This is a genomic window from Alkanindiges hydrocarboniclasticus (genome assembly GCF_001982605.1).
Taxonomy (GTDB): Bacteria; Pseudomonadota; Gammaproteobacteria; order Pseudomonadales; family Moraxellaceae; genus Alkanindiges; species Alkanindiges hydrocarboniclasticus.
This window is the reverse complement of sequence record NZ_MLCN01000014.1, coordinates 1-12,831: the sequence shown is the minus strand read 5'-3', so window position 1 is coordinate 12,831 and position 12,831 is coordinate 1. Positions and strand designations below refer to the sequence as shown.

At 47.5% G+C, this 12,831-nt stretch carries 10 protein-coding genes; 7 read left to right on the top strand and 3 right to left on the bottom strand.

Features of this window, described 5'->3' with window-relative positions:
• Positions 1–41 precede the first annotated feature (41 nt).
• Together gyrB and BKE30_RS06080 are read left to right on the top strand one after the other, a co-directional pair.
• Positions 42–2,546 carry a DNA topoisomerase (ATP-hydrolyzing) subunit B gene (gene gyrB, locus BKE30_RS06085; protein ID WP_076877718.1) on the top strand — a complete coding sequence of 835 codons (2,505 nt, stop codon included), beginning with the start codon at positions 42–44 and terminating at the stop codon, positions 2,544–2,546.
• A 200-nt stretch (positions 2,547–2,746) separates the two neighbouring features.
• A complete protein-coding gene (locus tag BKE30_RS06080) occupies positions 2,747–3,238 on the top strand; it encodes a CinA family protein (RefSeq protein WP_076877717.1) in 492 nt (163 codons plus the stop codon).
• Between the two features lie 100 nt (positions 3,239–3,338).
• Here BKE30_RS06080 and BKE30_RS06075 read toward each other — a convergent pair whose 3' ends face one another.
• Positions 3,339–5,354, bottom strand: coding sequence for an ATP-binding cassette domain-containing protein (locus BKE30_RS06075; RefSeq protein WP_076877716.1), 2,016 nt, complete (start codon positions 5,352–5,354; stop codon positions 3,339–3,341).
• A gap of 319 nt (positions 5,355–5,673) precedes the next feature.
• Here BKE30_RS06075 and BKE30_RS06070 point away from each other — a divergent pair, with 319 nt between their 5' ends.
• The 4 genes from BKE30_RS06070 to BKE30_RS06055 all read left to right on the top strand — a co-directional run bounded on the left by BKE30_RS06070 (position 5,674) and on the right by BKE30_RS06055 (position 9,460).
• On the top strand, positions 5,674–6,666 hold the full coding sequence (locus tag BKE30_RS06070; RefSeq protein WP_076877715.1) for a putative solute-binding protein: 993 nt from the start codon (positions 5,674–5,676) through the stop codon (positions 6,664–6,666).
• Between the two features lie 220 nt (positions 6,667–6,886).
• The gene (locus tag BKE30_RS06065) at positions 6,887–7,885 is read left to right on the top strand and encodes a putative solute-binding protein (RefSeq protein WP_406564671.1); all 999 of its coding nucleotides are present in this window, start codon (positions 6,887–6,889) and stop codon (positions 7,883–7,885) included.
• Positions 7,886–8,017: 132 nt separating this feature from the next.
• Positions 8,018–8,353, top strand: coding sequence for an iron-sulfur cluster insertion protein ErpA (gene erpA / locus BKE30_RS06060; protein WP_076877714.1), 336 nt, complete (start codon positions 8,018–8,020; stop codon positions 8,351–8,353).
• Positions 8,354–8,557: 204 nt separating this feature from the next.
• The gene (locus tag BKE30_RS06055; protein WP_076877713.1) at positions 8,558–9,460 is read left to right on the top strand and encodes a metal-dependent hydrolase; all 903 of its coding nucleotides are present in this window, start codon (positions 8,558–8,560) and stop codon (positions 9,458–9,460) included.
• Between the two features lie 42 nt (positions 9,461–9,502).
• Here the strand turns inward: BKE30_RS06055 and BKE30_RS06050 are convergent, their stop codons facing one another.
• Both BKE30_RS06050 and BKE30_RS06045 read right to left on the bottom strand, forming a co-directional pair.
• On the bottom strand, positions 9,503–9,769 hold the full coding sequence (locus BKE30_RS06050; RefSeq protein ID WP_076877712.1) for a hypothetical protein: 267 nt from the start codon (positions 9,767–9,769) through the stop codon (positions 9,503–9,505).
• Positions 9,770–9,774: 5 nt separating this feature from the next.
• Positions 9,775–10,899 (bottom strand): anhydro-N-acetylmuramic acid kinase, encoded by a 1,125-nt coding sequence (locus BKE30_RS06045; RefSeq protein WP_076877711.1) that lies wholly within the window; start codon positions 10,897–10,899, stop codon positions 9,775–9,777.
• 73 nt (positions 10,900–10,972) lie between these two features.
• Here BKE30_RS06045 and tyrS point away from each other — a divergent pair, with 73 nt between their 5' ends.
• Entirely contained in the window at positions 10,973–12,184 is a 1,212-nt protein-coding gene (gene tyrS, locus BKE30_RS06040) for a tyrosine--tRNA ligase (protein WP_076877710.1), read from the top strand.
• Positions 12,185–12,831: the final 647 nt, after the last annotated feature.

Sequence of the window (12,831 nt, the reverse complement as noted above, 5' to 3'; positions counted from 1 at the left end):
TGAATTAAGCATTTTTAAATATGAATCATCAGGGAGACAACATGAGTTCTGATTCCCAGACCCAGTCAGTGACCAACACACCAGACTCAACACAAGATTCGCTGCAACAGCAAGAAACCCCTAAGGCGTATGATTCTTCCAGTATCAAGGTACTGCGCGGTCTGGATGCCGTTCGTAAGCGTCCGGGCATGTATATTGGTGATACCGATGATGGTACTGGCTTGCACCACATGGTGTTTGAAGTGGTTGATAACGCCATTGATGAAGCCCTGGCTGGCCACTGTGATGAAATCAAGGTCATCATTCATTCCGATGAATCCGTTAGTGTTAGCGACAATGGCCGGGGTATTCCGGTAGATATTCACCCTGAAGAAGGCGTATCGGCTGCCGAAGTCATCATGACCATCCTGCATGCCGGTGGCAAGTTTGATGACAACAGCTACAAGGTTTCCGGTGGTTTGCATGGGGTAGGGGTGTCAGTTGTAAATGCCCTGTCCAGCAAGCTTACCCTTAACATTCGTCGTAATGGCCAGCTGTATGAGCAATCTTACAGTCATGGCGTGCCGGATTATCCATTACGTGTGGCTGGTGAAGCCAGCACGACAGGCACCACATTGCGCTTCTGGCCCAGCACCGATACTTTTACCCAGACCATTTTTTCAGTGGATATTCTGGCGCGTCGCCTGCGTGAACTGTCATTTTTGAATGCTGGGGTACGGATTGTCCTAAAAGATGAACGTACCAATGTTGAGCATGTATTTGACTATGAAGGTGGCTTGTCCGAGTTCGTTAAATACATCAATGAAGGCAAGCATCCGCTAAATGAGATTTTCCATTTTACCGTTCAGGCGGATAATGGCATTGGCGTGGAAGTGGCCTTGCAGTGGAATGACTCCTATCAGGAAAGTGTATACTGCTTTACCAATAACATTCCGCAAAAGGATGGTGGCACGCATCTGGCAGGATTTCGTGCGGCATTAACCCGCTGCCTCAATACCTACATGGAAAACGAAAACCTGCTGAAAAAAGAAAAGGTCAGTGTTACCGGTGATGATGCGCGTGAAGGCTTGACTGCCATTGTTTCGGTAAAAGTGCCTGATCCCAAATTTTCCAGCCAGACCAAGGAAAAACTGGTTTCCAGTGAGGTTAAACCTGCGGTGGAATCATCCATGAGCCGTGAGTTTTCAACTTTCCTGCTGGAAAAGCCCAATGTGGCCAAAACCATTGTTGGCAAGATTCTGGATGCGGCGCGCGCGCGTGATGCCGCGCGTAAAGCACGTGAAATGACCCGCCGTAAGAGTGCGCTGGATATTGCCGGTTTGCCCGGTAAACTGGCTGACTGTCAGGAAAAAGATCCGGCATTGTCTGAGCTGTACATTGTGGAAGGGGACTCTGCGGGTGGTAGTGCCAAGCAGGGCCGCAACCGCAAGATGCAGGCTATTTTGCCATTGAAGGGTAAAATTCTGAATGTGGAGCGTGCACGCTTTGACCGCATGATTTCCAGTCAGGAAGTAGGCACCCTCATTACTGCACTGGGCTGCGGCATTGGCCGGGAAGAGTACAATCCGGATAAATTGCGTTATCACAAGATTATCCTGATGACTGATGCCGACGTGGATGGTTCACACATTCGCACCTTGTTGCTGACCTTCTTCTTCCGTCAAATGCCGGAATTGCTGGAACGTGGTTATATTTATATTGCCCAGCCCCCATTATACAAAATCAAGAAAGGCAAGCAGGAGCAGTATCTGAAAGATGGCGATGCCCTGGAGAAATATCTGGTGTCGAGCGCACTGGATGAACTCAGACTGCATATAAATCCGGATACCCCGGCGATTAGCGGCAGTGCGCTGGAAAAGCTGATTGCTGATTATCAGACTACCCAGAAAACCATAAATCGGCTTGGCCAGCGCTATCCGGCCAGCCTGTTACAGGGCATGTTACAAGTGCCGATGTTCCACGTGGAACAAGCTAATGATCAGGCTTATGTCGAGCATTGGGCAAGCCAGCTGGTTGAGCAGATTGCCCAGATTCAGCCAAGTTTGCTGCCTGAATTCAGTCTGGAAAGCTTTAGCAGTGAAAGTGCTGAGGGTGTTAGCAAGACCTTGTACTGGCCGCGCCTGACAGTGTATGTGCATAACTTGCCACAGCATTACTTGCTGGAAACGGCATTGCTGCAATCTACTGAATATGCCCGTCTGATTAACAGTAGCCAAAGCTGGCTGCATTTGCTGGAAGAAGGGGCCTATTTACAGCGCGGGGATAAGCAAGTACCCATTACCAGCTTTCACCATCTGTGGAATCAGATCATGCAGGATTCACGCCGTGGCCTGATGATCCAGCGCTATAAAGGGCTGGGTGAGATGAATGCCGAGCAGCTATGGGAAACCACCATGGATCCGGAAAACCGGCGCATGCTGCAAGTGACCATTGACGATGCCATTAATGCTGATCACATGTTTAGTTGTCTCATGGGTGATGACGTAGAACCACGTCGGGCTTTTATCGAAGAAAATGCGCTAACAGTCACTAATCTGGATATTTAATCTGGCTATTGAAAGTTAAGCTAAAAAAGCTGCACAGGTTGCAGCTTTTTTTATTGCTGATTTTTAGGTTTAAATATTGTGTTTAATAACCGGACTAAAAGATGCATTCCGCTAAAAAACTTCAACCAAAACATAACGTGGCATCAAAATAAACCATGCTAGGTTTTACACCAGTAAAGGAATTTTTAGGACGCATTTAGATGTCTTCAAAGTATGTTGAGCAATGTACCCAGCTACTGGCGGAGCAAAAGCTAAAAATTGCTTTTGTTGAAAGTGCAACCGCAGGGCGTCTGGCTGCAGAGTTTTCCATGACTGAACATGCTGGAAAATGTCTGCTGGGCAGTCTGGTTTGTTATGATGCCTGTATCAAACAGGATTTATTAAAAGTACCCAAGGAATTAATCGACCAGTTCACCCCGGAATCTGCCGAGGTGACCGAAGCGATTGCCAAAAATGTGAAACAGTTCTTTAGCGCCGATATTATTGTTGGGGTTACCGGGCTTGCTTCACCAGGTGGCAGTGAAACACCACAAAAGCCAGTGGGTACCATGTTTTTTCATCTGATTATTAACCAGCAGTCCTATAGCCACCGTGAGGTGTTTCAGGGTGGGGCAGAGGAAGTGATTTTGCAGGCCATTGACCGGATTGCACAACTGCTAATGCAGTACCTTAAACAACAAAACACTCTTTAAAAAGAATTGCCCTGAATCATAGCCATAATATTGTTGGAACCTACGGCTCCTAAACTATGTTCCACGTGAAACAAGGCAAATTTTTACTATCTATCGGCTATTAAGCCTGATCAAAACTGTGTTGCAGCTCTTCCAGCTCCAGCATGAGTTCCAGCGTTTCATTTTCACTGTGTTGCAGCGTGGATCTAAGTTCGGTTTGTTCATTCATTAGATTGAGCAATGCAACCTTTTGCTCAGGTAAATACAGCGATTCATCAGCCAGCAGATTTTCAATTGCCACCAGACGAAGCTGGATTTTTTGCTGCTGCTTTTCATGCTTCTCAATTTTATCCCGCAAGGGACGTGTGGCTTCCCGGCGACGGGCTGTTTCCTTGCGTGATTCTTCCTTGCTCAGGCCAGTGATTGTGCTGGTTGCAATGGGGGCAGGCTTAATGAATTCCTGAACCGGCGTTGCTGCAACAGCAGGCTGGGCTGCTTTCGGAGAGGTATTTTTTTGCTCATTGGCTTTTTGGTGCAGGGCTTTTTGCTGTTTTTCCATGTCAATGCGCGCCTGACGGAGCCAGTTGGCATAGTCCACCAGATCACCATCAAAAGCGTCGCACTTGCCATCATGCACCAGCATCAGTTCATCACACACACTGGCAATTAGTTGACGCTCATGCGATACCAGTACCACAGCCCCTTCAAAATCCTGCAAGGCCATGGTTAGTGCATGCCGCATGTCCAGATCCAGATGGTTGGTCGGCTCATCCAGAATCAGCACATTGGGCTTCTGCCAGACAATTAATGCCAGTGCCAGACGTGCCCGTTCACCGCCGGAAAAACTCTCACACGGCGTGTCCATCCGCTCCCCGCTAAAGCCAAAACTCCCTAAAAAGGCCCGCAAGGTGGCTTCGGATATTTGCCGGCCTGCCAAGCGTGCCAGTTGTAGCATGGGTGATGCATCACCATCCAGCGCATCCATTTGGTGCTGGGCAAAATAACCCAGATTAAGCAGTTCACTGGCATCACGCTCACCATTTAAGGCTGCCAGCGTGCCTGCCAGTGTCTTGATTAAAGTGGATTTACCCGCGCCATTCATACCCAGCAGGCCAATACGGCTGTCTGGTGTAATTTGCAGGTTAATATTACTTAAAATCAGTTTACCGGCATATCCGGCATCTACATGATCCAGTCGTAATAACGGAGAACTCATACGGCTGGGTTCGCGGAAACTAAAGGTAAATGGCGTATCCACATGCGCTGGTGCCAGCTTTTGCATGCGTTCCAGCTGCTTGATACGGCTTTGGGCCTGCCGGGCCTTGGTGGCCTGTGCCTTGAAGCGGTCAATATATTTTTGCAGGTGGGCGCGGGTGGCTTCCTGTTTTTCAAAAGCCTGCTGCTGCTGGGACAGACGTTCAGCGCGGGTTTGTTCAAAAGTAGAATAATTGCCGGTGTACAGGGTTAACTGGGCATTTTCAACATGAATAATATGGTCAACGATGGCATCCAGAAAATCACGATCATGTGAAATCAGCACCAGTGTTCCTTCGTAGGCTTTAAGCCAGTCTTCCAGCCACAGTACCGCATCCAAATCCAGATGGTTTGTCGGCTCATCCAGCAGCAGCAGGTCAGAACGGCTCATCAGGGTGCGTGCCAGATTCAGGCGCATGCGCCAGCCACCGGAAAAACTTGATACCGGCAACCTGATCTGGTTTTCCAGAAATCCCAGTCCAGCCATCATTTGCGCGGCCTTGGCCGGTGCCGTATAGCCATGGATTTCATCAAACCGGCCATATAACTGAGTCAGGGTATCAATATCCAGCTGGTCGGCCTGATGTTCCAGCTTCTGGTGAATGTCCCACCACTCCTCGTCACCGGACAATACAAAATCAATGGCCGAGGTTTCCTGGCTTTCAACTTCCTGCGCCATGTGCGCCACAATCCAGCCCGATGGCCGGGTTAAGCTGCCCACATCGCCGTGAATGGAACCCAGCAGGGCCGCAAACAAGGTGGATTTGCCTGCACCATTTACTCCGGTTAAGCCAATTTTCCAGCCATGGTGCAATTGCATGGTGGCATTTTCAAACAGCAGGCGGCCGCCACGGCGAATAGCAAAGTTTTGAAGCTGAATCATGAATCATCCGGAGCAATTTAACTGAAAGGCGAATTATAGTATAAATAAAGGTTAAAATTAGGATTTGTCATTCAACAGCTTCACCTAATCTTCATGTTGCAATAACTATGAAAACACTGTGAATGATTAGCTCAGCTAATTAACATACTGTCTATTAACAAATAATATAAACCACACGTAAAAAAACAAAAAATGGTGGAGCAAATTGGAGTAAATACTCTATTGTTTCACACAATTGTTCGATAGAATATGATCAATTTGGATGATGTCCAATTTCACCCTACAATCATAGCCGGAATTTTCTGCTAGGAAGTTAAAGATGAAAAAAATTGCTTTGGCCATGGCGGCTGCCTCTGTTTTCACCCTGTCCAACACTGCTCAGGCACAAACGGTTTGTGTGTTTGACTTGCTGGGTACTGCGGGTGACACCTATACATTAATGAAGGATTATGCACTGGCTGCTAAAGGCTGGGGGGCCGATGTTCAGCTCAAGGCCTACACCGATGAGCGTGTTGCTGCGGAAGACTTTAAAGCCGGCAAATGTGATGCAGTAAGCTTAACCGGTATGCGTGGCCGTCAGTTCAATACCTTCACCGGTTCTATTGATGCGATTGGCGCCATTTCAAGCAACAAGGTTGCTCAAAGTGTTATGCAGTTAATGGCAAGCCCAAAACTGGCCAGCAATATGGTTAATGGCAACTACGAAGTTGCCGGGGTAGTACCGTTGGGTACGGCTTATCTGATGGTTAATGACCGTAGTATTAATACCATTGCCAAGGCGGCTGGCAAAAAAGTTGCGGTACTGGACTATGACAAGGCACAGGCCAAGATGGTTCAGCAAATTGGTGCGCAACCAGTTTCTGCCGATATTACCAACTTTGGTAGCAAGTTTAATAACGGCCAGGTTGACATCATTGGTGCGCCAGCCATGGCATTCAAGCCACTGGAATTGCATAAAGGCTTGGGTTCCAAAGGCGCCATTGTCCGTTTCCCGATTTTACAGGTAACTGGCAACGTAGTGATCCGTAAGGACAAATTCCCTGCTGGTTATGGCCAAAAATCGCGTACCTGGATTGCCAGCCAGTTACCGCGCATGACTTCTTTAATCAGCAAGACTGAAGCTGCCATTCCAGCCAAATACTGGATGGATATTCCAGCCAATGACAGGGTAGGCTATGTGAAACTGATGCGCGAATCACGCATTGCGTTGACCAAAGAGGGCCTGTATAACAAAAGCATGATGAGCCTGCTGAAACGTGCGCGTTGTCAGGTTGAGCCATCCAGCTTTGAATGTGCGCTTAAAGACGAGTAATCCTCGACAATAAGCTGCCTAAAGATACGATGTTATAAACGCTCGTAATCTGGCGCATGATTGAAAACCCGACTTAGGTCGGGTTTTTTATTGGCCCCAGTGACAGGAAAAACTGCCAAAAGATTATTGTTTAACGCCTTGGAAGCGATTATACCTAGCACTGTTCAAACTGTTTGGAAAAGCAGGGTTACCATCAACAGGATATGAGGACATAAAAATTATGTTACAGCGCTTAAAATTTGGATTAGTGGCAGGTGTGATTGCCATGGCATCGAGTCAGGTACAGGCCAAACAAACGGTTTGTGTGTTTGATCTGGTGGGTACGGCTGGTGATGTTTATGCGCTCATGAAGGATTATGCACTGGCTGCTAAAGGCTGGGGGGCTGATGTTCAGCTCAAGGCCTACACCGATGAGCGTGTTGCTGCAGAAGACTTTAAAGCCGGCAAATGCGATGGTGCTGCAATTAGTGGCATGCGTGGCCGTCAATTTAACTCTTTTACCGGCTCACTGGATGCAATTGGTGCTTTACCTAACCTGAAGCTAACCGTTAACGTCATGCAACTGCTGGCCAAGCCACAATTGGCCGCCGATATGGTGAATGGCCCGTATGAAGTTGCGGGGGTTATTCCGGTGGGTGCGGCTTATTTATTTGTTAATGACCGCAGTTTAAATACACTGGCCAAGGCAGCGGGCAAGAAAGTTGCGGTACTGGACTATGACAAGGCACAGGCCAAGATGGTTCAGCAAATTGGTGCGCAACCAGTTTCTGCTGATGTCACCAACTTTGGTAGCAAGTTTAATAACGGCCAGGTTGACATCATTGGTGCGCCAGCCGTGGTGTTTAAGCCACTGGAGCTGTACAAAGGGCTAGGTTCTAAAGGCGCTATTGTCCGTTTTCCACTATTGCAGGTTACCGGTAACGTAATCATTCGCAAGGACAAATTTCCTGAAGGTTACGGGCAAAAGTCGCGTACCTGGATTGCCAGCCAGTTACCGCGTGCTTTTACTATGCTGGGCAAACAGGAAGCAGATATTCCAGCCAAATACTGGATGGAAATTCCGGCCAATGACAAAATTGGTTATATCAAGCTTATGCGCGAATCACGCATTGCCCTGACCAAGGAAGGCATTTACAACAAGAAAATGATGTCATTTTTGAAGCGGGCACGCTGTCAGGCAGAACCGTCCAGCTTTGAATGTGCGCTTAAAGACGAGTAAAATCGCTTATCCGGTTGCAAATAATGCTTGAAAAGGCAGCAGCACAACCCAATTTATAAGCTGGGTTGTGCTACAGTAGCAGCCTGATATCGCCAGTATGCTGGCCATGATTTTATGTTTTTGGAGACAGGCATGAACGCTCCTGCTTTGGTAATGACAGATCGTGCAGCGAACAAGGTTCGTCAATTGCGCGAAGGGGAAGGTAGCGAAGATCTAATGCTACGCGTTTATGTAACGGGTGGTGGCTGCTCAGGCTTTTCCTATGGCTTTAGCTTTGCTGAAGCTGCCAATGACGACGATGCCAGATTTGAAAATGGTGATGTGGCCATGCTGGTGGATTCGCTAAGCTACCAGTATCTGGTGGGTTCCGAAGTGGATTATATTGAAGGGCTGGAAGGCTCACGCTTTATTGTAAAAAACCCAAATGCCACTACAACCTGTGGCTGTGGTTCTTCGTTTTCCTTATAGTTTTTCTTGTAATACCCCCATTAAAGCTTCAAAAAAGCGCTCAAATTCAGGGCGCTTTTTTATATCTGTTCTTTGGGTGGTTGGGTTTAACCCTGTTTTGTCATTACAGGACAACAATGCATGTCAATGTCCCCAATAGCGCTGGTCTGTTTTTACGGTAATTTTTATAGTAAGCACAGTACATATTGCAGCAGGACAAAGCGCATGAACGCACTGGCCCATCATCAAATCAAGGCACGTAAAGTCCAGTTTGATTTTTCAGCTGTTCCCAAACACTGGATTCCCAATGATGCCTTTTCAACCCATTTTTTAAATGTGGCCCATCTGGTATTGCCTGCTGGTGAGTTCTGGTTTTGCCGGGTTTATAACAAGGCGCTGCCTTATATTAAAGATGAGCAGCTTAAGCAGGATGTACTGGGTTTTATCCGGCAGGAAGCAGTGCATGGGCGTACTCATCAGCATGCCTTACAATACTTTAAAAATCATCAGATTAATGTAGATGCCTATAACCGCCGCATGCATTACCTGTTTGAAATTTTACTGGGGGAAGCACCGGCTGGCCTAAAAGCGTTGCAATTTAAAGCCACTGAAAAACTGTGGTTACTAACACGGCTTGGTGTGGTGGCTGCTATTGAACATTTTACTGGTGTGGCAGGGCAGTGGTCGCTGGATAACACCAGTCTGGATCAGGCTGATCCGGTCATGGCTGATTTGTTCCGCTGGCATCTGGCCGAAGAAGTGGAACACCGCAGCGTTGCCTTTGACCTGTTTGCCCACCTGTTTGAAAATGAGTTTGGCTTTTACCTGAGCCGGCAGGCACTCATGGCCATTGTACTGCCAATACTGGTAAAAGTATGGGTCGATGGCTTGCGTGCCATTTGCCGTGAAGATGCTGATGCCAAACAGTATGCCCGCTACAATGTACTGCAAATGCTATGGGCCATGGAAAAGACTGGTCGTAAAACTGATCATGTGCCGCGCTTTAGCTACCTGCTGAAAGCCAGCTTGCGCTGGTTGCCGCCCAGTTTTCATCCGGTTCATGAAGGCAATACCCAGCAGGCACTGAATTATCTAAATCGCTCGCCTGCTGCTTGGGCCGCTACGTGAGAAAGGTGATTTAAGGTTCAAGACATTGGATAAAAAGCCTGCTTAACGCATGAGCAGGCTATAAATTATCGCTGACAATAGAGTTAAGTTGGCGCTTTTATGTGCCTTAATCCGGTAGCGCTCATACAGTGACATAAGCAGGGTCATAATAATGGCAATACCCAGCACATGGTTATCCTGTCGTTCATAGTGAAAATACAGCCCCACAAAAGCCATTCCCATCACCACGCCCGATAATCCCATGTACAGGGCAGAAAATCTGGGCAATTCATCACTGATATCAATTTGTTGCAATAACCATTTCCACATAAGAATCAACCAGTAACCGTGCCTAAAATCCGCAAGCCACTGGCACCGGTTACGGCAGGTAAGTTACCCGGATGCTGTTCAATGCGCTGTTTGGCCAGCCAGGCAAAGGCGGTTGCTTCCACCCAGGTTGGTGACAGTCCCAGTACCTCCGTACTTTCAACCGTCCAGCAATGCTTGCCCAGTTTCCAGCGCAGCTGCTCCATCAGGGTTTTGTTATATGCCCCGCCACCACATACATATAGCTCACCACCGGGCAGGCCACAGCGTGCAATGGCTTTTTTAATCGGCCGGATAGTCAGCTTTAATAAAGTGGCCTGAATATTTTCCGGATGATCATCATTGGGGTCATAATCAGCCTGATTGCGCCAGTCATCCAGCTGGTTGTCCAGCCAGTCCATATTAAAGTCTTCACGCCCGGTGCTTTTGGGTGGCTTTTTACCAAAGTAATCATGCCGCTGCATAATTTCCATTAAGGCAGGAATTGAGTTGCCATTGGCCGCCCATGCGCCATCCTGATCATAATTGTGGCCAGTATGCCGCTTGCACCAGCCATCCATCAGCACATTGGCCGGGCCAGTATCGTAACCATAAATATGCGCCGGATTTTCGGCAGGCAGTACACTGATATTGGCCATACCGCCCAGATTTAAAATAATCCGGTTAATGCTGTCGTGTCCAAACAGCGCCTGATGAAAGGCCGGCACCAGTGGCGCACCCTGACCACCTGCTGCCAGATCACGACGGCGAAAGTCAGATACCACGGGGATTTTAGTCATTTCGGCAATTAAATTTGGATCGCCAATTTGCAGGCTAAAGCCCAAGTGGGGCCGGTGCCGAATCGTCTGGCCATGGCTACCAATCGCCACAATACTGGCCGCATCCAGGCTATTGTCGTGCAGCAGTTGACACACTGCCTGTCCCACCAGCCGGGCATAGGCCACATCGGCCTGACCCATGCGCTCAATTTCATTGTCGCCGGGCGAGCTTAAGGCCATCAGTTCATCACGCAATTCTTCAGGGAAAGGAACAGTCAATGTGGCATGCAATACCAATGGATCAAATGAGGCAGCCACCAGATCAATGCCATCCATGCTGGTGCCCGACATAATCCCTATATACATTGCTGTCATATCAAAGCCTGCAATTCGCCTAAAAAAAAGTTAGTATATCGCGCAATGCCAACTTTATTGTTTTTGATTTGCCATGACAACGTTTTTACCTGCTGAGCAACAACTTGAGCTAATCGAGCGCGGCACTGCCGACATTATTTCCCGCGAAGATTTGCTCAAAAAATTAAAAGAAAACCGTCCACTGCGGATTAAAGCCGGTTTTGACCCCACGGCACCCGACTTGCACTTGGGACATACTGTGCTGATTAACAAGCTCAAAACTTTTCAGGATCTGGGTCATGAAGTCTATTTTCTGATTGGCGACTACACCGGCATGATTGGCGACCCAACGGGCAAAAGCGCCACACGTCCGCCGTTAACCCGAGAAGACGTCCTGGCCAATGCCAAGACCTATCAGGAACAGGTATTTAAAATTCTGGATCCGGCCAAAACCAAAGTGGTGTTTAACAGTGAATGGTTTAATGCCCAAAGTGCCGCCGACCTGATCCGTCTGGCCAGTCAGCAAACGGTTTCCCGCATGATGGAACGGGATGACTTCTCCAAGCGCTTTAAAAACCAGCAGCCCATTGCCATCCATGAGTTCCTGTATCCGCTCATTCAGGGCTATGACTCGGTCGCGCTTAAAGCCGATGTCGAACTGGGGGGCACCGATCAGACCTTTAACCTGCTGATGGGGCGTACCCTGCAAAGCCGTTATGACCAGGAACCACAGGTGTGCATTACCGTGCCTATTCTGGAAGGGCTGGATGGCGTGCAAAAAATGTCCAAGTCCTTAGGCAACTATATTGGCGTGTTTGATACCCCCGGCACCATTTACCAGAAAATCCTGTCCATGCCGGATAGCCTGATTGAGCGTTACTTCGAACTGCTAAGCTTTAAGCCCATGGCTGAAGTGAAACAGCACTTGCAGGAAATCAGCGACGGGCGTAACCCGCAGGACATCAAACGTATCATTGCCCTGGAACTGGTAGAGCGTTTCCATGATGCCGATGCTGCTGCCAATGCGCATAAGAGTGCTGGCAATCGCATTGTTGATGGCGAAATCCCGGAAGACATCAATGAAGTTGAACTGTCACTGGAAGGTCAGGAACAGTTATTTATTACCAGCGTGTTATCGCGTGCAGGCCTAACCAAAAATGCAGCACAGGCCAAGGATGCTTTAGGCCGTGGCGCAGTCAAGGTCGACCAGCAGGTAATTGATGCCAGCTTTACCTTGAAAGCTGGTGATGCAGTAATTATTCAAGCCGGTAAAAAAGCCATTGCACGGGTTAAGGTCTTGGCCTGATTTATCATTAAGTTATTAAAAAGCGGCCTGATGATAGCCGCTTTTTAATAACCCCGCCTTTAGCGCCTTACCTCATCGTCATTTTGCAAGGTTTAAAATTATCTACGTCTAGAATGCAACAAACTTGCATGAGTATTGCGCTGCTGATTAATGCAAAAATAAGTGCAGCACCGCTTCATCCTTGAGTAATTACACTACCATTCAAATAGCCTCAATCATTTGCTCAAGCTTAATCACCCTGAAATGATCAAAATTAGGCTCAAATAGGCGAAAATCTAAACATATATCAGAAAAATGATTAAAACATAAACGCCTAATCAATTATTTTAAAATAAGGGTTGCAAAGCATTTTAAACCCCCTATAATGCGCACCACGGCGATGATGAAGCGAAACGATAAGTTGTTATTAAACAGCGAGTTAGCTAAAAATCTAGCCAAATCAATTAGTAAAATGATTTAAGTGTTCAAGTAGAGATGATCGAAAAAATATTTAAAAACTGATTGACAAAGAGCAAATATGATATAGAATACGCGCTCTGATTTAAACAACACTGACGAGGTGTTGTGACTCTTGAGAGATTAGGAGTTGATTCATTAAAAGATTGTAAAGAACAACTTGTGTGGATTTTTACTGGTTTTGACGATGA